Genomic DNA, 26,104 nt, shown 5'->3' on the forward strand with positions numbered 1-26,104 from the left:
GTGACGCTCGCGCGGCGTGAGCGTGCGCAAAATGCTGAACTTACGCGGCGTGTCGTGTGCAAACACGCACGCTCGCGGCAAAAGAAGGGGGGAGGAGGGCTAAAGCTCGGCGAGCCTCGGGGCTGAGCCTCGGGCACGCAGCCCCGCGCCGGCCTTTCGGGTGAGTTCCCTTGAGCTGCCCAGCAATCCGTCGAGCACGAGGGCCCGTTTGACGTGTCGGTGCAGATCGTGCTCCTCGGTGAAGCCGATGCCGCCGAGCACCTGCTGGGAGTGCTTGGCCGCGGTCAGCGCGGCCTTGCCCGCGGCGGCCTTCGCCAGCATCGCGGTCAAGTCTGCGCTCTCACTTCCGGGAAGCCCCAGCGTCGCCTCGGCGCCTTCGATCGCCACCAGCGTCTCGGCCAGCCGGTGCCGGACGGCCTGAAACGACGCGATCGGCTTGCCGAACTGCACTCGGTCCAGCGCGTGCTGCCGGGCCAGCGCCAGCATCCCCCTGGCCGAACCGACCAGCCACCAGCCGACCGCCCGTCGCGCCTCGCCCATCCGCATCAGCTCACCGTCGGGCACGCGGCGCAATGGGAGGTCACCGAGTGTCGGCTCGGCGTTGGCGGTACGTTCCCACACCACCCAGCCGCCGCCGGCATACGGCATCGGCGGTGTCCCGCCGGGAAGGCCGCCGATTGTCTCGAGCAGCACGTCGTTGAGAACCGATGCGTGCGAACCCGTTTCGCCCAGCAGGCGGAACACCAGCGGGATCGCCAGATCTGGTATGTCCGAGAGCATCTCGGCCCAGCCGAGGTCCGCCAGCGCGGCATCCAGCTCAGCGCCGGAGGTGGACAGCATCGTCTTGCGCAGCGTGTCCTCGAGCATCGCCAGCGATTCGGCGTCCAATCCGGTATCCACGGTCACCAGTCCTTACCGAGATCGAGCAGGCGACGAGCGATGATGTTGCGCTGCACCTCCGCGGTGCCGCCGTAGATGCTCGCGGCGCGCGAATACAGGAACTCTGTCCGCCAGGCATCGTCGTCGAGTTCTATCCTGCCCGGCAACAGATCCCGGACGGTGTCGTAGAGCCGCTGCTCGGCGGTAGCCAACAGCACCTTGTCGATCGACGTGTCGGTCCCCAGTTTCTGGCCGTCGCCCAGCCGGTGTTGGGTGGCTCGCGACCGGCAGCGCAGGGTGTGCAGTGCCAGATACACCTCGCCCAGATCCGAGTCCACCGACTGACCTTGCCTTTTCACCTCTTCGATCAGCGCGTCGAACCGCGAGTACAGGTAGGCGATCCGCTGCCAGAAGCATGTCGAGCGCTCGTACGGCAGCAAATCCATCGCCAGCTTCCAACCATCACCGGCCATGCCGAGCATCCGGTCGGCGGGCACCACGACGTCGTCGAAGTAGACCTCGCAGAACTCGTCGACGTCGTGCATGGTGCGTAGCGGCCGCACCGAGACTCCGGGAGAGTCGAGGTCGACGAAGAAGGCGGTGATGGCTTCGTGATTGGGAGTGCCCGCGTCACCGGTGCGGGTGAGCAGAATGCACCGCGTGGCGTACTGCGCGAAACTCGTCCAGACCTTCTGGCCGTTGACTATCCAGTTGTCGCCCTGTGGCTCGGCGCGAGTGGTCAGCGAGGCCAGGTCGCTTCCCGAACCGGGTTCGGAGAAGCCCTGGCACCACGACTCCTGGCCCGACAGCAGCCTGGGCACCATCTCGGCGGCCAGTTCCGGTCGCGCGTAATCGATCATGGTCGGGGTCAGCACGTCGAGCATCGAGTACGGCCCCGGATGGTCCAGTCCGCGGCCGACGATCTCTTCGCCGACGATCGCGCGCAGGATGTCCGGGCCGCCCAGGCCACCCGCCGACTCCGGCCAGCCGTAGCGCATCCAGTCGGCGTCGTACAGCGCCTTGAGCACCCGAAGGTGCTGCGCTTGGTGGGCGTCGAGGGAGTGGTCCCCTGGCGGGGGTGTCAGATCGTTGTCGTCGAGCCAGGCCTGCAGTGCCGCGCGGAACGCGGCGGGCTCGAACAAGTCGCTCATCCCGCCTCGGGCCTTCCGATCGCGTGGGGGCGCCCGGAGTCGTGGTCACCGCTGCGCCGGATGAACGTCATGGCACGGGTTTTCAGCCGCCAACCGTCGTCGGTGCGGACATAGGTGTCGTTGTAGTAACCGATTCGCATGTCGTGCTTGGAGTGCTCGATGAAGCAGAGGGGCTGGGTGCCGGTCGCCTTGTCGGGATCGTTCTCGTCGAGGTGCACGAGCGACGTTCCCGTCATGAACAGGCCCTTGGGTGCGGCGTCGACCAGTTCGGGAAAACGGTTGAGCGTGTAAGTCGAGCCGAACGCACTGTAGGTGCCGTCCGGGGTGAACACCGAGACCAGGCCGTCGATGTCGCCCTGGGTGATGGTGACGGCGTACTTGGCGAGCAGTTGCTGGATCTCGACGAGATCCTCGATTCGCTTCGACTCAGTCATTCTTGAAGACCTTACCGCCCTTCATTACAAAGTTGACATTTCGCGTAACGCTGATGTCTGCCAGTGGATCGCCGGGGACCGCGATGATGTCGGCCAGGTAGCCCTCCGCGATGCGGCCGAGGTCCGGCTTGTCGATGAGGTCGGCGGCGACGACGGTCGCCGCGCGCAGCACCGCCGCGGGCGGCATTCCCCAGTCGACCAGCGTGACGAGTTCGTCCGCGTTCTTTCCGTGCGGGATGGCCGGCGCATCGGTGCCGACCGCGATCTTCACGCCGGCCTCATAGGCGGCCTTGATCGAGGTGCGTGCCTTCGGGAACATCTCGGCGGCCTTGTCCTGCAACTCTTTCGGCGCCCGGGACACATCCATCGCTTCGGCCAGCCTGCGGGTGGTCACCAGCCACCGGTCGTTGTCGACGAGCATTCCGATGGCCTCGTCGTCCATCAGGAAACCGTGTTCGATGCAGTCGATACCGCACGCGACCGCGTGCTTGACGGCCTCTGCGCCGTGGGTGTGCGCGGCGACCTTCATCCCGCGACGATGCGCCTCGTCGACGATGGCCCGCAGCTCTTCGTCCGAATAGTGTTGTGCGCCGGCCTCTCCGGTCAATGACATGACACCACCGGACACGCAAACCTTGATCAGCTGCGCGCCGTGCTTGATCTGGTAACGCACCGCCTTGCGAATCTCGTCGACGCCGTTGGCGATGCCCTCCTCGATCGTCAATTCGAGCGCGCCGGGCATGAAGGCCGCGAACATCGTCGGGTCGAGATGGCCGCCCGTCGGTGTGATGGCGTGGCCCGCGGGGATGACACGCGGCCCTTCGATCCAGCCGGCGTCGATCGCCTTGCCCAGCGCCACGTCGAGCAGGTAACCGCCCGTCTTGACGAACAGTCCGAGGTTGCGCACCGTCGTGAAGCCTGCGCGCAGGGTCCGTCGCGCATTGCCGACGGCGCGCAACATCCGCGTCGGCGGGTCGTCCTGCACCTGGGACAGGCCGGGATTCTCGCCCCGGCCGCCCATGAGCAGGTTGACCTCCATGTCCATCAGGCCGGGGAGAAGGACAGCGTCGCCGAGATCGATGATCTCGCCCTCGGGTTCGCCACCCAGTCCCACGATCCGGTTGTCGTCGACCCGCACGACGCCCGGCCGGACGATCTCGCCGGCGTCGACGTCGAGCAGGCCTGCCGCCTTGAGGGTCAGCATCGATGAGCCGCTTGCGCGAAGGGCATCTGCACCGCTAAACCACCGGCTCCTTGATGAGATTGATATACGCGGCGCCGCTGTCGAGTACGCGGGGCTGCTTCCACACCTCGACGGGGAAGCTCACCATGACGATCGACTGACCGAGATGCACCAGCGCCTTGGCATCGTCCGGCATCCCCTTGAGTGGGAAGCGGGCGTCGACGTAGACCATGATGTCTTCGAGCCTAGCCATGCCCGCGTCGTACAGTTCCTGCATCTCTTCCATCGTGGAGTTCAGCCGCTTCTGGTAACGCTCTTCCTCGGTGGGTAGGCACCAGTCGCTGAACCGCTCGAGGTCCGCGAATTCCTCAGGGAGCTTAGACATTTGCAGCATCCTTCTCGCTCTTGGTGTGTGCCGCGCCATTCGCCCCGGCCCCGTTTCCGTTGGCCAGCGACTCCTTGTACCGGTCGACGTACTTGTGCGCGGTGTGGTGCAGGTGGCGTAGCAGGATTTCCTGATCGCACAGCGGGAAATCGAGTACGGCGCGGGTGCCGATCTGCGTCTGCGTGGCTTCGAGCGTGTTGGCGTCCTGGAACGCGTACTCCTTGAACGTCACCGCGGCCAGTTCCTGGGAGAGTCGTTCGCGCAGGTTCTTCGGCGGCACGAAGTACAGGTCGGCCTCGAAGATGTGGGTGTCCACACCGGTCGGCCAGTAGTTGTACGTCAGATACCATCCCGGCACCCAGAAGAGCAGGGTGAAGTTCGGAAAGAACTCGAAAGAGTCTTGTCCCCAGGTCGAGTGGCGGCCGGGATTGATTGCCGGCGGCAGCTCGTCGGGCAGGATGCCCTTGATGTCCGGGCGGTCCCACGGACCGAACAGGCCGCTGTGCAGGATCCGCTCGATGGGCTTGACCATCTTCAGATCCTTGGGCGGGCTCATGCCACCCCAGGACGAGATCATGGAGTGGTCGCCCTTGATGTCGTAGTGCAGCGCCTCGAAGCCGAACTTGGCCAGCTTCTCGGCTTCCTCCTTCTCCGCTTGCTTCATGTGCAGGATCGGTGCGTGGTAGAACTCGACGAATGCGTCGATGAACAGCTTCCAGTTGGACTTGACCTCCGCGCGATAGCTGTAGTGCTCGGTCATCTCGTGGAACGGATAACCCTTGAGGCCCTGGCCGAACTCGCCCAGATATTCCTCGAGCGAGACCGCGTCGTCGTCGAAGTTGACGAAGATGAATCCTTCCCACACCTCGCAGCGCACGGGCTTGAGCGGGTAGTCGGCCTTGTCGATGTCGAAGAACTCCTGCTCCTGCTGAATGAAGGTCAGGTCCCCTTTGAGGTTGTAGCGCCAGGCGTGGTACTTGCAGACGAACTGGCGGCAGGTGCCAGAGACCTCTTCACCGGGGTAGTCATTCCACACCAGCTTGTTACCGCGATGGCGGCACATGTTGTAGAAGGCGCGGACCTGGTCACCGTCGTTGACGATGACGATCGACGTGCCCGGGCCGACCGACGGCAGCTCACGGGTGATGTAGCTGCCCTTCTTGGGGATCAGCTCCACCCGGCCCATCTGCAGCCAGGTCTTGCGGAAGATGGCCTGTTGCTCCAGCTTCCATTGCTCGGGATCGATCGAGTCCTCATAGTTGACCGGAGCGGTGCCGAGTTCAGGCCAGTGCTCGGTCCAGCTGCCCTCTTCTGGTTTCGGGAAAAATGCCACGGTTTCTTACCTCTCCTGATCGGGTTCGACGCCGAAAGTGTTGATGGCCATGGCCAGTGCGCCATAGCAGCCGATAGTGAAGACGAGGTCCATCAGCTGACGTTCCTCGAGGTGTTCGGACAGGGTGGCCCACGTCGCGTCGGAGACGTTGGCGTGGTCCTGTAGTTCGTCGACCGCGCGCAGCACGGCGCGGTCCAGTTCGTCGGAGGCCTCGCCGCGTTGCACGGCCTCGATGGCCTCGTCGGTCAAACCCTCGTCGCGGCCCATGTTGACGTGGTGACGCCACTCGTACTCACAGTTGGTCAGGTGCGCGACGCGCAGCACCGCCAGCTCGCGCAACCGGGGCGACAGGGTCGAGCCGTACAACAGGTGGAAGTTGAATCGCAGGAAGTTTCTGGTCAGCTTCGGATGGCGGACGAGCGTGGCGAGCAGGTTGCCTGCCAGTTCGGGATTGCGCCGTTCGGGTGCCATGCCCGACAGGGCGTTGTCGACGGCGTCGTCCCACTCCTCGGCGGGCAGCGGAGGCAGGCGCAAGACGGCTCCTTCCTGTGTCCTCTCGGCGATGAGAATCAGGTTCTCATATTTCGCCAATAGATTTCCACCTTTCCCGCGAATGGTCAACGTCCGAGGCGGTAACCGATGGGCGCGGCGGGGCTCCGTTGAGCCTAATCCTGCTGCCAGGAGGCCATAGGGTGGCTTTCGGACATTGATTCTCGTACGGTGAGAAGATAGTTTTCCTCACATCGAGGACTGCCGCGCTGTACGACCTCTGGGCACGCGACGAAAGGAACGGGCATGAACAAGGACGAGATGATCCTGATCAGCGTTGATGATCACATCGTCGAACCGCCCGACATGTTCAAGAACCATCTGCCGAAGAAGTACATCGACGAGGCGCCGCGGTTGGTGCACAACCCGGACGGTTCGGATACGTGGCAGTTCCGCGACACGGTCATTCCGAATGTGGCGCTCAACGCCGTCGCCGGGCGGCCGAAGGAGGAGTACGGGCTCGAGCCGCAGGGTCTCGACGAGATCCGCCCCGGGTGTTGGCAGGTCGACGAGCGGGTCAAGGACATGAACGCCGGCGGAATTCTGGGTTCGATGTGTTTTCCGTCGTTTCCCGGGTTCGCCGGCCGGCTGTTCGCCACCGAGGACCGCGAATTCTCGCTGGCGTTGGTGCAGGCCTACAACGACTGGCATGTCGAGGAGTGGTGCGGGGCGTACCCGGCCCGGTTCATCCCGATGACGCTGCCGGTGATCTGGGACCCCGAGGCGTGCGCGGCCGAGATCCGGCGCAACGCCGCCCGCGGTGTGCATTCGTTGACGTTCACCGAGAACCCCTCGGCGATGGGCTATCCCAGCTTCCACGATTTCGACCACTGGAAGCCGATGTGGGACGCGCTCGTCGACACCGACACCGTGCTCAACGTGCACATCGGGTCGTCGGGCCGGTTGGCCATCACCGCCCCCGATGCGCCGATGGACGTGATGATCACCCTGCAGCCGATGAACATCGTGCAGGCCGCCGCGGATCTGTTGTGGTCGCGGCCGATCAAGGAGTACCCGGAGCTGAAGATCGCCCTGTCCGAGGGCGGCACCGGCTGGATCCCGTACTTCCTTGAGCGGGTCGATCGCACCTATGAGATGCACTCGACGTGGACCGGTCAGGACTTCGGCGGCAAGCTGCCCAGCGAGGTGTTCCGCGACCACTTCCTGACCTGCTTCATCGCCGACCCCGTCGGCGTATCGACCCGGCATCAGATCGGGGTGGACAACATCTGCTGGGAAGCCGATTATCCGCACTCGGATTCGATGTGGCCCGGCGCTCCCGAACAACTCGACGACGTGCTCAAGGCCAACGACGTGCCCGACGACGAGATCAACAAGATGACCTACGAGAACGCGATGCGCTGGTATCACTGGGATCCGTTCACGCACATCACCCGCGAACAGGCCACGGTCGGCGCTCTGCGGAAGGCCGCTGAAGGTCATGATGTCTCCATCCAGGCCCTGTCGAAGAAGGAGAAGACCGGCGCGACTTTCGCGGACTTCGCGGCGAACGCCAAAGAGCTGACCGGCAACAAGGATTGAGGCGCGCTTCCGGCGACGGCCGGCAGCACGTCCTGAAGTGCGCCGGTGCGCCGACGACCGTTCACGCGCCGGCGCACCGACGTGTGAGGCGATGACCATGAGGAGAACCACGTGCCCGGCGGGATGAGTTTCGAGCTGACCGAGGACCAGGAGCTGATCCGCAAGTCCGTCCGCGAGTTGGCGAGCAAGTTCGACGACCACTACTGGATGGAAAAGGATCTCGCGCACGAGTTTCCGCAGGAGTTCTACGACGCGATCGCCAAGGGTGGCTGGCTGGGCATGACCATCCCCGAGCAGTACGGCGGTCATGGGCTCGGCATCACCGAGGCGACGCTGCTGCTGGAGGAGGTCTCGCGGTCGGGAGCCGCGATGAACGGTGCCAGCGCCATCCACCTGTCCATCTTCGGGATGCAACCCGTCGTCAAACACGGCTCCGATGAGCTCAAAGCCGCGACGCTGCCCCGCATCGTCGACGGCGACCTGCACGTCTGCTTCGGTGTCACCGAACCCGGTGCGGGACTGGATACTTCGCGCATCACCACGTTCGCCAAACGTGAGGGTGACAAGTACCGCGTCAACGGCCGCAAAGTCTGGATCTCCAAAGCGCTGGAGTCCGAGAAGATCCTGCTGCTGACTCGGACCACGCCGTTCGACGAGGTCAGCAAGAAGACCGACGGCATGACGCTGTTCCTCACCGACCTCGACCGCGACCACGTCGACATCCGGCCGATCAAGAAGATGGGCCGCAACGCGGTGTCTTCCAACGAGGTGTTCATCGACGACCTCATGGTCCCGGTCGAGCACCGCGTCGGCGACGAAGGCAAAGGCTTCAAATACATTCTCGACGGGCTGAACCCGGAGCGCATGCTGATCGCCGCCGAAGCATTGGGCATCGGCCGCGTGGCGTTGGAGAAGGCGGTCAAGTACGGCAACGAGCGGCACGTGTTCAACCGGCCCATCGGAATGAACCAGGGCCTCCAGTTCCCGCTCGCCGACTCGCTGGCTCGGCTTGACGCCGCCGAGTTGGTGCTGCGCAAGGCCACCTGGCTCTATGACAACGGCAAACCCTGTGGGCGGGAAGCCAATACCGCGAAATACCTGTGTGCGGACGCCGGCTTCGGTGCCGCCGACCGCGCCCTGCAGCTGCACGGCGGCATGGGGTATTCCGAGGAGTACCACGTCTCGCGGTACTTCCGCGAGTCCCGGTTGATGAAGATCGCGCCCGTGAGCCAGGAGATGATCCTGAACTTCCTGGGCGAGCACGTGCTGGGATTGCCTCGTAGTTACTGACGATGGAGAGCTGTTGATGGTCAACTATTTCGACCTGTCCGGCCGGTCGGCATTGGTGACAGGCGCGGCCGGTGGCATCGGATCCGCCGTCGCACAAGCGCTCGCCGACGCCGGCGCCGCGGTGCTGGTCACCGATCTCGACAAGGACTCCGCCGCGGCTGTCGCCGAACGAATTTCGAGTGGCGGCGGCCGAGCGGAGGCCGCAGCGCTCGATGTGTCCGACCGCGAATCCGCCGACGCCGCTGCGATACAGGCCGCGGGGCTGGCCGGCGGAGCCCTGCACATCGTCGTCAACAACGCCGGTGTGACGAAGCCGGCGATGTTCGAGAAGACCAGCCAGGAATCGTTCCGGTTGCTGTTCGACATCCACGTCATGGGCGCCTTCAACGTCACCCAGGCAGCGCTTCCGCACATCCCGACCGACGGCACCGGCCGCATCGTCAACGTCACCTCGGCTGCGGGGCTCACGGGCACCTTGGGGCAGGTCAACTACTCCGCGGCCAAAGCGGGCATCATCGGGTTCACCAAATCGCTTGCCCGCGAACTGGCCACCAAGAGCATCACGGTCAACGCGCTGGCCCCGCTCGCCGCGACGCCGATGACCGAAACCATCCGCACGAACGAGAAATTCGCGGCCAACATGATGAACCGCATACCGATGAAGCGGTGGGCGGAACCGGCCGAGGTCGCGGGTGCGTTCGTGTTCATGGCATCGGACGCCGCCTCGTACGTCACCGGACAGGTGCTGCCGGTCGACGGCGGCATGGTGATGTGAGCGGCCCTGCGCCACTGGCCGGGATCACGGTCGTCGCGATGGAGCAGGCCGTTGCGGCGCCGATGTGCACCCGGGTGCTCGCGGACTTCGGCGCCCGCGTCATCAAGGTGGAAAATCCGAACGGCGGCGATTTCGCCCGCCACTACGACGACGTGGTGAACGGGCCCGGTGGGCTCGCCGCGCATTTCGTGTGGTGCAACCGCGGCAAGGAATCGGTGACGCTGAACACCAAGGCGCCCGAGGGGATGGAGCTGCTGCACCGCCTGCTCGATCGCGCTGACGCGTTCGTGTCGAACCTCGCGCCGGGAGCCACCGCACGGTTGGGGCTGGCGCCGGCCGATCTTGCTGCGCGGCACCCGAACGTCATCCCGGTCGAGATCGACGGTTATGGCCCCGGTGGGCCGATCTCACACAAGCGCGCGTATGACCTTCTGGTGCAGGCAGAGTCGGGTTCCTGCGCGGTCACAGGTTACCCCGGTATGCCGGCCAAGCCGGGTCCGGCGATGGCCGACTTCACCACCGGCCTCTACGCGGCGATCTCGATTCTGGCGCTGCTGATCGGCCGTGGTCACGGCAACGCCGAGACGGCGCCCGCGGTGGCGTTGAGCCTGTTCGACGTGATGACCGATGTGATGGGCTATCAACTGACCTACACCCAGCACTCGGGGATCGACCAGGAGCCGCTCGGGGTCGGCTCTCCCGCGGTCGCTCCCTATGGTGCGTTCCCGACGCGTGACGGGCAGACGGTGGTGCTCGGCACGACCAACGACCGCGAATGGCAGCGGGTGGCTCGAGAGATCATCGACCGTCCCGACCTCGCCGAGGACGCTCGCTTCGCCACCAACCCCGGTCGCTGCGCACATCGTGAGGTTCTCGACGAGGCCATCGGAAACTGGTGTGCGCAGCACGATCTGGTGGAAATCCAGAAGATCGCCGACGACGCCGGGATCGGGAACTCTCGTTATAACGTCCCCAGCGAGGTGGTCACGCATCCGCAGTTGACCGCTCGGGATCGGTGGCGCACGGTCAACACACCCAGAGGTGATATCCGCGCCTTGCGGCCGCCGCCGGTGATCAGCGGCTACGAGCAGCCGATGGGTGCGATCCCGGGACTGGGCGAACACACCGACGCGGTACTGGGTGAATTGGGCTTGACCGCAGACGATCTGGCGAGGCTGCGCGCGGACGGGGTGATCGGACCGGCGTACTCATGAGCGACGACGTCCTGTTGAGCGCCGACCGCGACGGCGTTCGCACCCTGACCCTGAACCGGCCGGAGCGGAAGAATGCGATCGACGCCGAGCTGTGGGAAGCGCTGGCCGACTCACTGCGCGCCGCCGCCCGTGACACCGAGTTACGTGCGCTGGTCATCACCGGTGCGGGTGGGGCGTTCTGCTCGGGCGCAGACATCGGTACCGGAGAGCAGATCCATCCGCGGCACAAGCTGCGCAGGCTCACTGACGTCGCGCTGGCGCTGCACGAGCTGGCCGTGCCCACGATCGCCAAGGTCACCGGGGTCGCCGTCGGCGCCGGCTGGAATCTGGCGCTCGGCTGCGACTTCGTCGTCGCAACGCCTGAATCGCGGTTCTGCCAGATCTTCTCGAAGCGCGGGCTGTCGGTCGATCTGGGTGGATCGTGGCTGCTGCCGAAACTTGTGGGCCTGCAACAGGCCAAGCGGCTGGTGCTGCTGGCCGACATGATCGATGCCGAGGAAGCGCTGTCGCTGGGGCTGGTCACGTGGATCAAGAGCACCGACGAGATCGACTCGTTCGTCGCAGATCTGGCATCGCGGCTGGCGGCCGGCCCGCCCTTCGCGCTCGCTCAGAGCAAGGCTCTGCTCAACGACGGCGCGAACTCGACATTGCGCGAGGCACTGGCCAACGAGGCCCGCGCGCAACCGGGTAACTTCGCCACCGCGGACGCGGCGGAAGCGTACGCGGCGTTCGCCGCGAAGCGCGACGCTGCTTTTACTGGTCGATGGGCTCTGCAGGCCGGATCGGAGAAGGACAATGCGTGAGACAGTGATCGTCGAGGCGGTACGGACGCCGGTCGGTAAGCGCAACGGCGGCCTGTCGGAGATGCACGCCGCTGACCTGTCGGCGGTCGTCCTCACCGCGCTCGTCGAGCGTGCCGGCATCGATCCCGAGATCGTCGACGACGTGGTGTGGGGCTGCGTTTCGCAGGTCGGCGACCAGTCGAGCAACATCGGCCGCTACGCGGTGCTCGCCGCGGGTTGGCCGGAGACCATTCCGGGCACCACGGTCAACCGTGCGTGTGGGTCGAGTCAGCAAGCCTTGGACTTCGCCGTACACGCGGTGATGTCGGGGCAGCAGGACGTCGTCGTCGCCGGCGGCGTCGAGGTGATGAGCCGAGTTCCGCTCGGCTCCGCTAGAGCCACCGGGATGCCGTACGGCCCGAGAGTGCTTGACCGCTACGGAGATTTCTCGTTCAACCAAGGCATCTCGGCAGAACTGATCGCCCAGAAGTGGGGCTTCTCGCGGACCCGGCTCGACGAGTATTCGGTGCGCTCGCACGAACTCGCCGCAGCGGCACAGGACAGTGGCGCGTTCGAGACGCAGATCATGCCGGTGTTCACCGAAGGTGAGCCTGTCGTCGCCGACGAAGGGGTGCGGCGGGGGAGCACCGTCGAGAAGCTGGCGGGTCTCAAACCCGCCTTCAAGGACGACGGCGTCATCCATGCGGGCAACTCGTCCCAGATCTCCGATGGCGCGGCTGCGTTGTTGGTGATGACCGCTGAGAACGCGGTCGCGCTGGGCCTGCGGCCGATTGCCCGCTACCGCGCGGGCGCGGTGACCGGTGCCGACCCCGTCTTGATGCTGACCGGACCGATTCCGGCCACGGAGAAGGTGCTGCGCAAGGCCGGAGTGGCCCTCGACGAGGTCGGAGTGTTCGAGGTCAACGAGGCGTTCGCCCCCGTGCCGCTGGCCTGGCTCGCCGAGACGGGGGCCGACGAGGCCAAGCTGAACCCGCTCGGCGGGGCGATCGCACTCGGGCACCCGCTCGGGGCGTCCGGCGCCGTCCTGATGACACGAATGCTGAACCACATGCGCGACAACGGAATCCGATTCGGTCTGCAGACCATGTGCGAGGGTGGCGGAACCGCAAATGCGACGTTGGTAGAACTCATCGCCTGAAGCCACGAGAGGACCGGCGTGCAAAGAGATCTGTTCACCGAAGACCACGAGGCGTTTCGGGAACTGGCCCGTGACTTCGTCGAAAAGGAGGTGGTCCCGCACTATCCCGAGTGGGAGAAGCGCGGACGCATGCCTCGGGAAGTGTTCAAGCAGATGGGGTCGCTGGGCATGCTTGGGATGCCCATCCCGGAAGAGTTCGGGGGAGGCGGCACCCCGGACTACCGCTACAACGTCGTGCTGCAGGAGGAAGCGGCGCGCGCCCTGGTCACGCTGTCAACTGTGCGCACCCAGCTCGAGGTGATTCTTCCGTACTTCCTGCACTACGCAAACGAAGAGCAGCGCCAGCGGTGGTTCCCTGGGCTGGCATCCGGTGAGCTGCTGACCGCGGTCGCGATGACCGAGCCGGGCACCGGATCCGACCTCGCGGGCATGCGCACCACCGCTGTGCGCGACGGAGAAAATTGGATTCTCAACGGCGCCAAGACATTCATCACCGGAGGCATGCAGGCCGACCTGGTGATCGTGGTCGCCCGCACGTCGACCGACCCGGACAACCGGCGTAAGGGGTTGACCCTGTTCGTCGTCGAGGACGGCATGCCTGGTTTCACCCGGGGCCGCGAACTGGAGAAGATGGGCTGCAAGGTTCAGGACACCGCCGAGTTGTCGTTCGTCGACGTCCGGGTGCCATCAGCCAACGTGCTGGGGCAGGAGGGCGAAGCGTTCGGATACCTCGGCCACAACCTGCCTCAGGAGCGGCTCACCGTCGCCGTGGGATCAGTCGCGCAGGCCCGCTCGGCGATCGCCGCGGCAATCGAGTACACCAAGAGCCGCAAGGCATTCGGCACGCCGGTGGCGTCGTTCCAGAACACGAAGTTCGAGTTGGCGGCGTGCTCGACCGAGGTCGAGGCCGCCCAGGCGATGCTGGACCGGGCGGTGAGCCTGCATGTCGGCGGCGACTTGTCGGCGCCCGATGCGGCCCGGGTGAAACTGTTCTGCACAGAGATGCAGCAACGGGTCGTCGACCGCTGCCTGCAGTTGTTCGGTGGCTACGGCTACATGATGGAGTATCCGATCGCGCGCCTGTACACCGATGCGCGAGTGGCCCGCATCTACGCCGGAACCAGCGAGGTGATGAAGGTGATCATCGCCAAGTCGCTCGGCCTGTAGTTGCCGATTACTTCAGCATGCTGCCGGCGTCGACGGTGACGGGAAGGCCGGTGATATAACGCGATTCGTCGGAGGCGAGGAAGAGCACGGCGTTGCTGATGTCGATCGGTTCCACCCATCCGACGGGCAGCACATGCATGAACTGCGCTGCGACGGCCAGGTCGTCGGGACCCGGGTTCTCCAGGTCGGGACGGAACAGCTTCATCGTGCCCTCGTTCATGAACAGTGGCGTGTTCACGTTGGTCGGGCAGACGGCGTTGACCCGGATCGAGTGCTGACCCAGCTCGACCGCGAACGTCCGCATCAGCCCGATGACCCCGTGCTTGGCGGCGATGTAGTGACCCGTGTGCGGATAGGGCTTGAGGCCGCCAACCGAACTCGTGAGGATGATCGACCCGCCGTGTCCGCCGGAGAGCAGGTGTGGCACAGCGGCTTTGACCGTCTTCCAGACACCGGAGAGATTGACGTCGATCATGTCGCGCCAATCGTCCTCACTGGTCTTGTCGAGCGTCGCCCCGCCGTTTCCGATACCGGCATTCGCGACGATCACGTCCAGCCGACCCAGCTGTTCGACACCGCTGTCGACCACTGCTTTCAGCGCGTCATAGTCGCGTACGTCGACTTCGGCTGTGACGATGCGGCGATTGAGGTTCTTGACCAGATCGGCGGTCTCGGCGAGGTCGTCGGGCGTCGCCGCCGGGATGTCGGTCTGACTGCTGATGCGCCTGCACACATCGACAGCGATGATGTCGGCGCCCTCCTCGGCCAGGCGCACGGCATGGCTGCGGCCCTGTCCGCGCGCCGCACCGGTCACGAACGCGACCTTGCCCTCGACTCGTCCACCCATGTGCCCACCTCGATTCTCCGGCCGCCCATCGGACGTACCTGTCAAAGACAAAAAAAGTTGGTCGATCGATCAGGAGCGTGGCATTGATCGACTCCGCTGTCAATAGCGGTTCCGCGTCTGCGCCTAACCCCGGGCCGGCGGCGTCGGCGACCGCAGCGGGTCGGCCAGGAATTTCAGCAGGTTGCCCATGAACGTGCGCAACTCGTCGTGGCCGAGAGTGACGCCGACCGCGCTCTCGTTACACAGGCTGCGGGCGATCTGGGCGATCAGCATCGAGACTGCCACCGGAGGGAATTCGTCGAGGTCGACGCCGTTGGCGCGCAAGGCAACCGTGACCGCCGCGGTCTCGATGTCGCGCACCCGCTCCGCATAGGCCTTGAGTTCGGCGCGAATCGCCTTGCGGTGATTGGCCAGCGCCATGAACTCGGTGTTGAGCGCCGTCGCGCGCAGATCGCTGTTGATCCGCCACAGCGTCTGCAGCGGGTCGTCGTCGGTCAGCGCGCTACGCATGTTGTCCAGGGACACTTCGGCGCCGGCGCGCAGCACCTCGACGAACAGGTCGTCCATCGTGGGGAAGTAGTAGTAGACCAGCGCCTGTCGCACACCGGCTTCGGCGGCCACTCGCCGCGACGTGGCGGCGGCGTAGCCCTCGTCGCGCATGACCTTGGCGGTCGCGTCGATCAAGCGCTGGCGCGCACCGGTTTCGGACGTCGTCGCCTTCCGGGAGGCCGGCATTCAGCGCGCTCCCGCTCGACTGCTTGACCGTCCGTCGCGTTCCGTGCTAAGCATGGCGCATCTTAACAGTTTGGTCGATCGATCAGATGATGATGACCGGAAGGACGATGGCATGACCGATCTCGCATCTGTGGACTACTTCTCGGACCAGGCGGTCAGTCAGGATCCCTACGACTACTGGGATCACCTACGCAACCAGGGACCGGTACTGCGCGAGCCCAACTACGGAGTGGTTGCCGTCACCGGCTATCAGGAAGTGCTGGCCGCGTTCAAGGACCATGACTCGTTCTCCGCGGTGAACGCGATCGGCGGTCCGTTTCCGCCGTTGCCGTTCGTTCCCGACGGCGACGACATCACCGAGCAGATCGAGGCGCACCGTCACCTGTTCCCGATCCACGAGCACATGGTCGTCATGGACCCTCCCGCGCACGAGCGGGCGCGGTCACTCCTGACCAAGCTGTTGACTCCGCGGCGCCTGCAGGAGAACGAGGACTACATGTGGCGGCTGGCCGACCGCCAACTCGACGAGTTCATCGCAAACGGCCGGTGCGAGTTTCTCTCCGAGTACGCGAAACCCTTTGCGACGTCGGCGATCATCGACCTGCTGGGAGTGCCTGACGAGGACCGGCCGGAATTTCTCGCGGCGCTGGGAGCAGAGCGCGACGGCGGCACCCGCGTGGGAGCCCTCGACGGTGAGCCGGTCGGACTCGACCCGCTGCAGTATCTCGACGACAAGTTCGCCGGTTATCTCGCCGATCGGCGCCGCGAGCCGCGCGGTGACGTGCTGTCCGGCATGGCGACCGCCCACTACCCCGACGGGTCGACGCCGGAGCTGATCGAGGTGGTCAAGCCGGCGACGTTCCTGTTCGCCGCGGGCCAGGAGACCGTCACCAAGCTGCTTTCCGCCGCGGTGCAGACGCTGGGGGACAGGCCCGAGTATCAGCAGCAGCTGCGCGAGCACCCAGAGCGGATCGGGGCCTTCATCGAGGAGGCGTTGCGCATGCATTCCCCGACGAAGGTGGACTTCCGGCTGGTCCGCAAAACCACCACCCTCGGCGGCGTGCACCTGCCGGCGGGGACGATCGTGATGCTGTGTCTCGGTGCGGCCAATCGGGACCCGCGTAAGTTCGAGGGCCCGCACGAGTTCCGTCCCGACCGCAAGAACGTGCGCGAACACATCGCGTTCGGCCGGGGCATCCACACCTGCGCCGGCGCGCCGCTGGCCCGCGTCGAAGGCAAGATCACCATTCGCCGGCTGCTGGACCGCATGTCCGAGATTTCGATCGACGAGTCCTTCCACGGCGCCGTCGGCAACCGGAACTACGCCTACGAACCGACCTTCCTGTTGCGCGGGCTCACGGAGCTCCACATCTCGTTCACGGCCACCAGCTGAGCCGCTGACCTGCGGTGTGATCGCCGCCTGAACACTTTTTCGCTGAGACGCTTGTCACAGAGGCCAAACCTACCTACTGTGTGTTCACTAGGTTGGTTGAACGAAGGGGTTCGGTGTCCAGCTCAGAGTCCGCGAGGCCCTACGCCACGCTCCTCGCCAAAGGCGAGGACCGCAGGCAGCGCATCCTTTCAGTGGCCGAGCGCCTGCTCGCGCGCAACGGGTGGCGCAACACCTCGCTGGCTCAGATCGCCAAAGAGGCCGGCGTCACGCCGGCAGGTCTGCTGCATCACTTCGAGTCCAAAGAGCAGCTCCTCAACGCGGTGCTCGACGCGCGTGACGCCGACGACGCGGTCCACGCCGATTACCGCTCCGGAGATCTGGTCACCGAACTCGGGCGGGTGCCCGAGCGCTTCGAACGGGCGCCCGAGCTGATCGGCACCTTCACCGTGCTGCTGGTGGAGAACATCGCGCCCGATGCGCCCCTGCACGGCCGTCTGGTCAAGCGGTACTGCGACGCGGTGGACATCATCGTCGGGATCATCGAGCGCGGCCAGCAGAGCGGCAAGTACCGCAAAGACGTCGACGCGGCAGCCAAGGCCGTGGAAATCCTCGCGTTTACCTATGGAATGGAGACTCTATGGTTGCTCGATCCCTCAATTCAGTTGGCCGAGGTGTTCAAGGGGTACGCCGAGTCGCTGGGCCGCGAGCTGGCGCCACGGAGCTCGACATGAGGTACCGATTGGATGTCGTCGCGCCGAGCGTTTCGGACGCGGTGAGGTTCGCGGGCGGGTGGATCTACGACCGGGTGATGGCAGGCTGGGACGTCACCGTCCTGGTCGGCGGGGACGAGAACGTCCGCCCGCTGACGATTCTCGGCGCCGAGACGCTCGACCTGGAGTCGGTGCTCTCGGACTGGGAAGGACGGCCGCATCCGCAGACCGTGGCCGTCGCGGCGAACATGTTCGACCGCGATACCCGCGTACTCCAGCACGTGCGCAACGCCCTGGAGCAAGGCGGAACCGAAGTCACCCTGTGGGGTGAACGGCTGCCCGCCGAACTCGACCGCAGCGTCGACTCCGTTGAGCACCCACTCAGCGCGGCGGCCCGAGCCTTCAAGGCCAAGGCACTCGCCGCCGCCGACGATCCTGACGCCGAGGTCGGCTACTGCGAGACGTTCCGCTGCGGGATGATGGCGTCGGTCGCCGCGGACCTGGTGCCCGCCAGCTGACATCACTGCGCCGAGCGTGCGGTGGCTGCGGAATTCAGCCCGATTTCTCGCAGTGGTCGCACGTTCGGCGGGTCAGGTGAGTTCGATGACGACCTTGCCGATGGCGCGCCCGTCGGCGACGTGGCGCAGCGCCTCGGCCGTCTGGGAGAGCGGATAGACGGCGCTGACGTGCGGGCACACCCGGCCGCCGACCAGGTGGTCACTCAACTCGGATTCGTTGCGGGCGAACTCGTCTGCCGGCACGTCCTGAAACTGGAAGCCCGACACGTGGACGCCTTTGACGAGGACCAGGTTCAGTGGGATGCGGGGGATCACACCCGAAGCGAACCCCACCGTGACGAACCGTCCGCCCCGGCGCAGCGAGCGCAGGGCGGCCTCGGAAAGTTCGCCGCCGACAGGGTCGACGACGGCGTGCGCCCCATCGGGAAGGGCCTCGCGCAGCGCACCGCGCAGGTTCGCCGTGCGATGGTTCACGAGGTGGTTTGCGCCGTATTGCGCTGCCGCAGCGAGCTTTTCGTCCGACGACGCGACCGCCGTGACCGAGGCGCCCAGCGCGACGGCGAGTTGCACTGCCGCCAGTCCGACGCCGCCGCCGGCACCGAGCACGACCAACTCGTCCCCCGGACGTACGCGTGCCACCGAGCGCAGGGTGTGGTACGCCGTGCGGTAGGCGACTCCGAAGGCCGCCGCAGTGCGGTCGTCGATGCCGTCGGGTATACGCATGAGTCCCGCGGCCGGCACGGCGATCTCCTCGGCGAACGCACCGTGAAGCCCTGTCCCGGTGACGCGGTCGCCGACGCTGAAATCGTCGGCCCCGTCGCCCAATTCGACGATCTCGCCGGCGAACTCACTGCCCGGAACAAAGGGCGCGGCCACGCTGATCTGATACTCGTCGGCGATGAGCAACACGTCGGGGAAGTTCACCGCCGCCGCGCGGACCCGCACCCGCGCCTGTCCTGCGTCGAGCGCGGGCGACGGCCGCGCCTCGATCCGGACCACCTCCGGCGGCCCATGGCGAGGGCAGATCGCCGCGCGCATCAGCGATAGTCGCTGGATTCGGCGAGATCAGCCGCCGAGCGCATCAACTCGACGATGATCGGGCCGTAGGCAAGCAACTTCTCGTTGTCCCCGGCCCGCTGGAACCCCTGCTCGAGAACGATCGCCAGCTTCCACTTGGCCAGCACCAGGTAGTAGTCCAAATCGTCGACCTGGCGACCCGACACCTGGGCGTAATGCTCGACAACGTCTGCGCGAGAGGGCATCCCGCGCATGTCGACGTAGCTCATCTCCGAAACATCGGCGTCCTGCCGGCCGCTGCCGGTGTCCTGCGGCCAGCTCTGCACCATCCAACCGAGGTCGAGTTTCGGGTCGCCGACCGTGCCCATCTCCCAGTCGACGATCGCCGCGAGTTGCGCCGGGGCACCGTGCCGGTACATCACGTTCGCGAACTGGTAGTCACCGTGCATGAGGCCGGGGACGAAGTCCAGCGGCCGGTGGTTGCGCAACCAGCCGGTCGCGACGTCGATGCCGTCGATCTCGCGGCCCTTGATCCGCTCGAAGAACGCGGTCCACCGGTCGACCTGACGCTCGTGGAAGCCGTCGGGGCGGCCGAGATCGTGCAGCCCCTTGGCTTTCCAGTCGACCTTCGACAGCAGCGCGATGCCTTCGGCCAGTTGGTAGGACAGCCCGGCCCGGGCGGCGAGGTCGGAGTCGAACGGGTCCGGCCATCGCCGGTTCTCGAGCTCCATCGGTGACCAGCCGTCGACGAAGCCCATCAGATAGAACGGCCGGCCCAGCACCGCGGCGTCGGGACACACTGCGACGGCCTCGGTGTGCGGGACATCGGTGCCGTCGAGCGCCTCGATGATGCGCCACTCGCGCAGGATGCCCTTGTCGCGGTCCGGGGGAGCGCCCGGCGGAGGCATCCGTAACACGCAACTGTGCTCGCCGCGGCGCAGTTCGTAGATGACGTTCTGGGTACCGCCGGACAGAAACCGGGTCCGCAGTGGTTCGCCCTTGCCGGGCAGCGCCGCCTCATCCATCCAGTCGGCGAGGCGCGCGACGTCGATGTCGCTCACAGGTTGCCCACCTCGGTTTCCAGGTACTCGGCGAACTTCGCTCGCGCGCGCTCCCGCTTGGCCGGGATCCACTCGGTCGGCCACGTGTCGGGGCTGGGCTGATAGTCACGCAATACCTGCTTGGCCACCGTCGTTTTGTGCACTTCGGTGGGGCCGTCGGCCAGCCCCATCACGGCGGCTCCGGTGACCATCCCGAGGAATGGCATCTCGTTGGTCACGCCGAGCGCACCGTGCACTTGCATTGCGCGCCAGGCAATGTCATGCAACACCGTCGGCATCACCACTTTCACCGCAGCGATGTCCTTGCGGACCTTCTTGTAGTCGTTGTACTTGTCGATCTCCCACGCGGCGTAGAGCACCATCAACCGAAACTGCAGCAGCTGCGCGTACGAATCGGCGATGTAGCCCTGGACGAACTGCTTCTCCGACAACCGGCTGCCCTGCGTCTCGCGGCTCAGCGCGCGCTCGCACATCATGTCCAGCGCCTTGCGCGACAGGCCGATCGTGCGCATGGCATGGTGGATGCGGCCGCCGCCCAGGCGGGTCTGAGCGATGACGAACGCCTGGCCCTCGCCACCGAGCAGCGCATCGGCGGGCACCCGCACGTTGTCGTAGTGGATCAGCGCATGCGAGCCCTCGTCGTCGCCCTCACCGTGGAGTCCGACGTTGCGGACGATGTCGACGCCCGGTGTGTCGGTCGGCACCAGGAACATCGACATACCCTGATACGCGCTCACTTCCGGATTCGTCACCACCATGACGATCAGGAACGAGGCGGTCCTGGCGTTGGAGGAGAAGAACTTCCAGCCGTTGATCACCCAGTCGTCACCGTCGCGCACGGCGGTGGTCTTGAACAGGGTGGGGTCTGCGCCGGCATGCGGTTCGGTCATCGAATAGCAGGAGAAGATCTCACCGTCGAGCAGCGGGCGCAGGTAGCGCTCCTTCTGAGCGTCGGTCCCGTAGTGGGCGATGATCTCCGCGTTGCCGGTGTCAGGAGCCTGACAGCCGAACACGATCGGCGCCCACTGCGATCGGCCGAGAATTTCGTTGAGTAGGGCCAGCTTCAGCTGCCCATAGCCCTGGCCGCCGAGTTCGGGACCGAGATGCGTGGCCCACAGCCCGCGGCGACGCACCTCCTCTTTGAGTGGGTCGATCGCTTTGCGACGGGTGGCGTCCAGCGGGACGAACTGCTGATCCGGGAAAGCCAGGTCGAGCGGCTCGACCTCCTCGCGGACGAACTCGTCGGCCCAGTCGAGCACCTTCTGATATTCGGGGTCGGTCTCGAAATCCCACGCCATCGGGGTCTCCTCTCGGTTCAGATACTTCGGTCTGCTGCTATGGCGGTGAGGCCGATGATCAGCGCGGCGATATCGGCGGTGACGACTTCGGCGAACGAACGGTCGCCGAAACTGCCTGCCGCCCAGTGCCGTACGCCCTCGCTGACGTGCATGCCGGCCAGGTGTGAGAGGTGTCCGACGTCGACGTGTCCGGCGAGCTTTCCGTCCTGCTGGGCTTGGGTGAACAGCTCGCCGAACATGTCCGCATCGGTGGTGCCGTCGACTGCGGTGCCGGCCAGGATCCGGTGCTCGTGCCGGTAGCCCTCGAGAATGGTTTCGATGATCAACTCGGGCGGGTTGCGCGACATGGACCGTTCGAGGCTGCGAAGCGCTTCAGCAATGACCGACTCGACGTCGTAGTCGCCGCGCAGCAGTGAACGAACCTTCTGCTGTGCGGCGCGGGTGGAGAGTAAGCCCACCTCGAAGAGGATGTCCTCCTTGGCCGGGAAGTAGAAGTAGAACAGCGCCCTCGACACCCCGGCGGCCCGGCAGATGTCGGCGACCGTCGTCTTGGCATACCCGTTGGTCCGCCACAACGCCATCGCGGCCTGGATCAGCGCCCGTTTGGTCGCATGCGACCGCGCGCGCTGATACGACGCGCGGCGTTGACCACCGTCAGCGGTCGCTGCAGCGTCACTTGGGGCCACTACGGCACCCTAGCAACGAAAACCGCCGGTGCAAATAGTCGACGCTTGTCTAACTAGAGGCGAAGCCCGCGGCCAGCGACGCGACGAACTCCTGAGTGCGGCTACGTGACCTGCCCCGCTCCGCGGCGTCCCGGCCCAGCGGCACGATCCGGGCGGCGAGATCGGTGACGCCCGCGTCGCGGTAGCGGCGCAGACGGTTCAGGACGGTCTCTTCGTCACCGGCGGCCATGGTGTCTCCGACGTCCTCGGCGTCGCCGTGCTCGAGCAGACGAACGTAGTTGGGGGAGAAGTCGGCGTGGCCGAGCACCTCGCTGGCATAGGCGCGAGCCTCGTCGACCTCGCCGGCTGAGCAGAGCGCGACGGGAACGCCCGCCACGACCCGCGTTCCGTTACGGCCGGCGTCGCGGGCCGCCTTGGTGATCGCCGGCACGACGTAGTCGCCGATTGCGCGTTCGTCGGCCATCCACAGAATCGTGCCGCCCGCGCGCTCGCCGGCGATCTTGAGCATCGTGGGGCCGAGAGCGGCGATCAGCACGGGCATCTCGAATGCGTCGGTGACGTCCACCGGGCTGTGCACGCGGTAGGTGTCGTTGTCAGCATCGACGGTGCCCGGCCCTCCGAAAGCGGCGACGAGCACGTCGAGGTAGTCGCGTACGAGACGCGCCGGTCGTTCGTAGGGCAGGCCGAGTTGGTCGCTGATGATCCAATGGTGTGACGGGCCCAGACCGAGCGTGAACCTGCCGTCGCACGCGACCTGAGTCGTCAGCGCCTGCTGGGCCATGATCATTGGGTGCCGGGTCTGGATCGGCACCACAGCAGTGCCGATCTCGACGCTCTCGGTGACGTGGCCGAGCAGCGCCGCGGCGGTCATGGCGTCCAGATAGCCGGGCACCTGCGGTATCCAGAACGATGCGAAACCTGCTGCCTCAGCGCTCTTCCCGTCTTCGAGGATCCCAGTCAGCCGCTCGGCCCGTGGGCGTTCCTTGTCGGAACCGACCATCAACCCGATGCGCATCAGACGCTGCGCTCACGGCACATAGCGGTCCCATTCGTGGGGGACGACGGCGTGAAACGGCGCGGCGAACAGTGGTTCGGCTCCCTCGTCGCTCCAGCGCTTGTCGAGCAGCGGGCACAGCCGCTCAGCCGTGACGACCGGGTCGCCGTCGAGGAAGCAATACGAAATCGTCTGCCCCGCTTGTGCACTGGCCAGCCGCGCCTCGACCGGCAGCGATGTCGCTGACCAGATCCCCACGACGCCCTCGACGTCGAGGACCTCTGTCGGCGGGGATGTGGCCGACTCCAGCAGCAGGTACGCGCCGCGCACCGGCCACCACGGCAGGACGTCGGCGCCGATCTTCACCCGCGGGGCCGCCGCCTTGTGCACGACGTCGTAGACACCTCGCTCGACCGGCGGCAGCAGCGGCAGCTTGCGTCCGGCGTCGCCGAGCGCCTTGGACAGGCTCAGGAACGGCGTCATGCCGCCGGGATCGGTGAAGAAGTAGGTCATCACATGGTCGATCTCGTCGTAACTGTCACGGCTGAACGCGCGGGCGGCCCGGCACTCCGGCGTCGACACCAGTCGCAGCGACGCGCGCACGGCAGAGAGCCGATGCTGTTCGGGGCGGTGGTCGAGCGTGTGCCAGCGCAGATAGTCCGCGTCGGCGCCGTCGGGATGTCGCCGTGCCATCGACACGAACAGTGTGGTGACGTCTCCGCGGCCTTCTGCGAGGACGCTCTCGACTTCATCGGACGGTGTGCCGGGTAGCTGCATCATTGTCCCTTCAGTCCGCTGCTCGCCGTAGGAGTTCTGGGCGCCGCGCTTCGATCATCTTTCGAAAGCCCTCGCGCCACGGCACTTTCGTCGACCCAAGCACCTCGTGCATGTAGGTGACGTCGGGCCACAGCGGGGTGTGCGCGTCCGGTGTGTACTCGAATGTCGGCTCGGCACCGACCAGTTCGCCCATGTACGCGCAGTAATCCTCGACGCTGACTGTCTCGCTGCCCGCCCAGTTGACCACGATCGGCGGGGTGTCGGCGACCTCCATCGCGCGGATGCCCAGGTCGACGTAGTCGTCCTCGTAGATCGGGTTGTAGTTGTTCGGCTTGTCGGGATGGAGGCGAATCGGCTTGCCGGCCAACATCATCTCCAACCGGTCGGCGGGTGCGCCGCCCTCGGGTCCGTAGGTGGAGCAGATTCGGATGATCGTCAGCGGTATGCGGTACTGCTTGGCAATCCAGGTGCAGACCGCCTCCCCGGCGATCTTGGAGAAGCTGTAGTTCGCGCGTAGCGGCACGCCCGGGGGATCGGACTCCCGCAGCGGACGTCGACCCTGATAGCCGTAAACCGAACCGGTGGAGCAGAAGACGAAGCCTTTGGCTGCGCGGCAGTGATAGAGCAGGTCCCCCGACTTCTGCGCGTTGGTGTCGATGCACCGGCTCCAGTCACCCTGTCCCGTGTCGACAGCTGCGTGGAAGACGTAGGTGAAGTCGTCTGGCAGCGCGGAGAAGTCGCCGGTGCTGACGTCGAGCGCGATCGGCGTGATGCCGGCGGCGGTGAGCTTTTCGCGGTCGTCCGGTTTCCTCAGCCGAGCCGCGCCCCACACCTCGTTGCGATGTGCGAGCGCACGGGCGATCGGGAACGCGATCTTGCCGGTCGCGCCGGTGATGAGGATCTTCTCTGCTTCGAGCATCCCTTCAGTCATAGCGCACCAAACCGCAAATGTTAAGTACTTGATATTCTGGGCGCGTGCAGCTCACCTTCGATGCCGACGTCGAGGCCTTCCGTGCCGAGTTCGTCGCGTTCCTCGATGAGCACCTGCCCGCACAGGCCGAGGCGGCAACCGAACGATCCCGTTCGACGTCGCATGTCCCCGCGTGGGCCCGCCGATGGCAGCAGGTGCAGTTCGACCACGGCTGGCTGCTTCCCGGCAATCCACCTGAGTACGGCGGTCGCAACGCGGGCGTGCTGCAGCAGTTCGTGCACCGCGAGGAACTCTCGCGTCGTCGCATCTACCACGCGTTCAACCCGCAAGGTGTTGGCATCATCGCCGCATCGCTGCTGTCGTTCGGCAGCGAAGAGCAGAAGCAGCGGTGGGCGGTGCCGATCCTGCGTGCGGAGATGACCGCGTCGCTGGGCATGAGCGAACCCGGCGCGGGGTCCGATCTGGCCGGATTGACCACTCGCGCCGCGATGACAGAGGACGGATTCGTCGTGACCGGCCAGAAGGTCTGGACGTCGGGCGCGCACGACGCCGACGTCATCCTCGCGTTCGTGCGCACCGATCCCGATGCGCCGAAACACAAGGGCATCAGCGCGCTGTTGATTCCGACCGACACTGCGGGCGTGGTGTGCCGACCGTTCGCGTCGGTGCACGATCGCGAGGCTCTCGATTTCAACGAGGTGTTTTTCAGCGACGTGCGGGTGCCGGCGGAGAACCTCGTCGGTCCGCTGCACGAGGGGTGGCGGGTGGCCAACGGGTCGCTCGGGCATGAGCGCACGATGATGTGGATGTCGTTCGCCAACCGGTTGGAGCAACTGCTCGATGACTTCCGGCCCCTCGGCGCGGTGAACCGGGACCATTACGCCTCGATTGCGATGGACTACCAGGCGCTACGGCTGCTCGGCTCCAAGGCGCTGGGGCAGGCGGCGCGCGGCGAGCGCGACATTCCTGCGGTCTCGGTGCTCAAGGTGCTCGGTTCGGAGGCCGAGCAGGACGCGATGAGGTGCGCGCTCGAGGCGGCCGGTGCCGACGGGCTGACCGATCCAGCGTTGACCGCGGCGGACAACCCTTATGCCCCAGACCTTTTCACCGCCAGCTGGTTCGCGCGCTACGTCAGCACGTACGCGGGCACGATCGCCGGCGGCACGTCGGAGATTCAGCGCAACATCATCGCTCAGCGGGTGCTGGGCCTGCCCGCGCGCTGACGGCGAGGGTCACGCCGCCGAGTGCACGCTGCAGGTACGGAAAAGCTCCAAAACCGGACGTGGACCGTGCA

Annotated in this window: 27 protein-coding genes; 11 read left to right on the plus strand and 16 right to left on the minus strand. The window is 66.0% G+C overall.

Annotated features, from left to right (window positions below; genetic code table 11):
- Positions 1-99 precede the first annotated feature (99 nt).
- Genes A5663_RS03550 through A5663_RS03580 form a run of 7 tightly spaced genes read right to left on the minus strand, consistent with a single transcriptional unit; the run spans position 100 to position 5,899 of the window.
- On the minus strand, positions 100-867 hold the full coding sequence (locus A5663_RS03550) for an acyl-CoA dehydrogenase family protein (protein WP_197503282.1): 768 nt from the start codon (positions 865-867) through the stop codon (positions 100-102).
- 35 nt (positions 868-902) lie between these two features.
- On the minus strand, positions 903-2,030 hold the full coding sequence (locus A5663_RS03555; RefSeq protein WP_068143954.1) for an acyl-CoA dehydrogenase family protein: 1,128 nt from the start codon (positions 2,028-2,030) through the stop codon (positions 903-905).
- Complete coding sequence (locus tag A5663_RS03560) at positions 2,027-2,464, minus strand: nuclear transport factor 2 family protein (RefSeq protein WP_068143956.1); 438 nt, start codon at positions 2,462-2,464, stop codon at positions 2,027-2,029. The genes A5663_RS03555 and A5663_RS03560 overlap by 4 nt, the downstream gene beginning before the upstream one ends.
- A complete protein-coding gene (locus tag A5663_RS03565) occupies positions 2,457-3,668 on the minus strand; it encodes an amidohydrolase family protein (protein WP_068143958.1) in 1,212 nt (403 codons plus the stop codon). The genes A5663_RS03560 and A5663_RS03565 overlap by 8 nt, the downstream gene beginning before the upstream one ends.
- A 34-nt stretch (positions 3,669-3,702) precedes the next feature.
- On the minus strand, positions 3,703-4,032 hold the full coding sequence (locus tag A5663_RS03570; RefSeq protein ID WP_068144092.1) for a hypothetical protein: 330 nt from the start codon (positions 4,030-4,032) through the stop codon (positions 3,703-3,705).
- Positions 4,025-5,365 (minus strand): aromatic ring-hydroxylating dioxygenase subunit alpha, encoded by a 1,341-nt coding sequence (locus A5663_RS03575; RefSeq protein ID WP_068143959.1) that lies wholly within the window; start codon positions 5,363-5,365, stop codon positions 4,025-4,027. The genes A5663_RS03570 and A5663_RS03575 overlap by 8 nt, the downstream gene beginning before the upstream one ends.
- 6 nt (positions 5,366-5,371) lie before the next feature.
- Positions 5,372-5,899, minus strand: coding sequence for a carboxymuconolactone decarboxylase family protein (locus A5663_RS03580; protein WP_068144094.1), 528 nt, complete (start codon positions 5,897-5,899; stop codon positions 5,372-5,374).
- Positions 5,900-6,160: 261 nt separating this feature from the next.
- On the opposite strand from A5663_RS03580, the gene A5663_RS03585 reads away from it, so the two are divergent.
- The 7 genes from A5663_RS03585 to A5663_RS03615 all read left to right on the plus strand — a co-directional run bounded on the left by A5663_RS03585 (position 6,161) and on the right by A5663_RS03615 (position 13,843).
- Complete coding sequence (locus A5663_RS03585) at positions 6,161-7,456, plus strand: amidohydrolase family protein (RefSeq protein WP_068143961.1); 1,296 nt, start codon at positions 6,161-6,163, stop codon at positions 7,454-7,456.
- A 123-nt stretch (positions 7,457-7,579) separates the two neighbouring features.
- On the plus strand, positions 7,580-8,746 hold the full coding sequence (locus A5663_RS03590; protein ID WP_068144096.1) for an acyl-CoA dehydrogenase family protein: 1,167 nt from the start codon (positions 7,580-7,582) through the stop codon (positions 8,744-8,746).
- 16 nt (positions 8,747-8,762) lie between these two features.
- Positions 8,763-9,521 carry an SDR family NAD(P)-dependent oxidoreductase gene (locus tag A5663_RS03595; protein ID WP_068143963.1) on the plus strand — a complete coding sequence of 253 codons (759 nt, stop codon included), beginning with the start codon at positions 8,763-8,765 and terminating at the stop codon, positions 9,519-9,521.
- Positions 9,518-10,735 carry a CaiB/BaiF CoA-transferase family protein gene (locus tag A5663_RS03600; protein ID WP_082973913.1) on the plus strand — a complete coding sequence of 406 codons (1,218 nt, stop codon included), beginning with the start codon at positions 9,518-9,520 and terminating at the stop codon, positions 10,733-10,735. The genes A5663_RS03595 and A5663_RS03600 overlap by 4 nt, the downstream gene beginning before the upstream one ends.
- Complete coding sequence (locus A5663_RS03605) at positions 10,732-11,538, plus strand: enoyl-CoA hydratase/isomerase family protein (protein WP_068143965.1); 807 nt, start codon at positions 10,732-10,734, stop codon at positions 11,536-11,538. The genes A5663_RS03600 and A5663_RS03605 overlap by 4 nt, the downstream gene beginning before the upstream one ends.
- Positions 11,531-12,676, plus strand: a complete 1,146-nt coding sequence (locus A5663_RS03610) for a thiolase family protein (RefSeq protein ID WP_068143966.1) — start codon at positions 11,531-11,533, stop codon at positions 12,674-12,676. Before A5663_RS03605 ends, A5663_RS03610 begins: the two co-directional genes overlap by 8 nt.
- A gap of 18 nt (positions 12,677-12,694) precedes the next feature.
- Positions 12,695-13,843 (plus strand): acyl-CoA dehydrogenase family protein, encoded by a 1,149-nt coding sequence (locus tag A5663_RS03615; protein WP_068143968.1) that lies wholly within the window; start codon positions 12,695-12,697, stop codon positions 13,841-13,843.
- Between the two features lie 7 nt (positions 13,844-13,850).
- Here the strand turns inward: A5663_RS03615 and A5663_RS03620 are convergent, their stop codons facing one another.
- The gene (locus A5663_RS03620; RefSeq protein ID WP_068143970.1) at positions 13,851-14,690 is read right to left on the minus strand and encodes a mycofactocin-coupled SDR family oxidoreductase; all 840 of its coding nucleotides are present in this window, start codon (positions 14,688-14,690) and stop codon (positions 13,851-13,853) included.
- A gap of 123 nt (positions 14,691-14,813) precedes the next feature.
- Entirely contained in the window at positions 14,814-15,425 is a 612-nt protein-coding gene (locus A5663_RS03625; RefSeq protein ID WP_068143972.1) for a TetR/AcrR family transcriptional regulator, read from the minus strand.
- A 112-nt stretch (positions 15,426-15,537) separates the two neighbouring features.
- Between A5663_RS03625 and A5663_RS03630 the strand changes: the two genes are divergently transcribed.
- The 3 genes from A5663_RS03630 to A5663_RS03640 all read left to right on the plus strand — a co-directional run bounded on the left by A5663_RS03630 (position 15,538) and on the right by A5663_RS03640 (position 18,046).
- Positions 15,538-16,818 carry a cytochrome P450 gene (locus A5663_RS03630; RefSeq protein ID WP_068143974.1) on the plus strand — a complete coding sequence of 427 codons (1,281 nt, stop codon included), beginning with the start codon at positions 15,538-15,540 and terminating at the stop codon, positions 16,816-16,818.
- 113 nt (positions 16,819-16,931) lie between these two features.
- On the plus strand, positions 16,932-17,549 hold the full coding sequence (locus A5663_RS03635) for a TetR/AcrR family transcriptional regulator (RefSeq protein ID WP_068143975.1): 618 nt from the start codon (positions 16,932-16,934) through the stop codon (positions 17,547-17,549).
- Entirely contained in the window at positions 17,546-18,046 is a 501-nt protein-coding gene (locus A5663_RS03640) for a hypothetical protein (protein WP_068143977.1), read from the plus strand. The genes A5663_RS03635 and A5663_RS03640 overlap by 4 nt, the downstream gene beginning before the upstream one ends.
- Before the next feature lie 72 nt (positions 18,047-18,118).
- On the opposite strand, the gene A5663_RS03645 is transcribed toward A5663_RS03640, so the two are convergent.
- From A5663_RS03645 to A5663_RS03675, 7 genes are all read right to left on the minus strand, one after another.
- Complete coding sequence (locus A5663_RS03645) at positions 18,119-19,084, minus strand: NADPH:quinone oxidoreductase family protein (RefSeq protein WP_068143979.1); 966 nt, start codon at positions 19,082-19,084, stop codon at positions 18,119-18,121.
- Entirely contained in the window at positions 19,084-20,088 is a 1,005-nt protein-coding gene (locus A5663_RS03650) for a phosphotransferase family protein (RefSeq protein ID WP_068144100.1), read from the minus strand. Before A5663_RS03650 ends, A5663_RS03645 begins: the two co-directional genes overlap by 1 nt.
- Positions 20,089-20,120: 32 nt before the next feature.
- Entirely contained in the window at positions 20,121-21,422 is a 1,302-nt protein-coding gene (locus A5663_RS03655; RefSeq protein ID WP_068143981.1) for an acyl-CoA dehydrogenase family protein, read from the minus strand.
- A gap of 17 nt (positions 21,423-21,439) precedes the next feature.
- Positions 21,440-22,015 carry a TetR/AcrR family transcriptional regulator gene (locus A5663_RS03660; protein WP_068144102.1) on the minus strand — a complete coding sequence of 192 codons (576 nt, stop codon included), beginning with the start codon at positions 22,013-22,015 and terminating at the stop codon, positions 21,440-21,442.
- A gap of 142 nt (positions 22,016-22,157) precedes the next feature.
- Positions 22,158-23,123: an LLM class F420-dependent oxidoreductase gene (locus A5663_RS03665; RefSeq protein ID WP_068143983.1), complete on the minus strand. Its 966-nt coding sequence runs from the start codon at positions 23,121-23,123 to the stop codon at positions 22,158-22,160.
- A 12-nt stretch (positions 23,124-23,135) separates the two neighbouring features.
- The gene (locus A5663_RS03670) at positions 23,136-23,879 is read right to left on the minus strand and encodes a hypothetical protein (protein ID WP_068144103.1); all 744 of its coding nucleotides are present in this window, start codon (positions 23,877-23,879) and stop codon (positions 23,136-23,138) included.
- A 10-nt stretch (positions 23,880-23,889) separates the two neighbouring features.
- On the minus strand, positions 23,890-24,798 hold the full coding sequence (locus A5663_RS03675) for an NAD(P)-dependent oxidoreductase (RefSeq protein ID WP_068143987.1): 909 nt from the start codon (positions 24,796-24,798) through the stop codon (positions 23,890-23,892).
- Between the two features lie 56 nt (positions 24,799-24,854).
- Between A5663_RS03675 and A5663_RS03680 the strand changes: the two genes are divergently transcribed.
- Positions 24,855-26,033 carry an acyl-CoA dehydrogenase family protein gene (locus A5663_RS03680; protein ID WP_068143988.1) on the plus strand — a complete coding sequence of 393 codons (1,179 nt, stop codon included), beginning with the start codon at positions 24,855-24,857 and terminating at the stop codon, positions 26,031-26,033.
- Positions 26,034-26,104: the final 71 nt, after the last annotated feature.

Origin of the sequence: Mycobacterium sp. E740, from assembly GCF_001672895.1 — a bacterium.
GTDB lineage: Bacteria > Actinomycetota > Actinomycetes > Mycobacteriales > Mycobacteriaceae > Mycobacterium.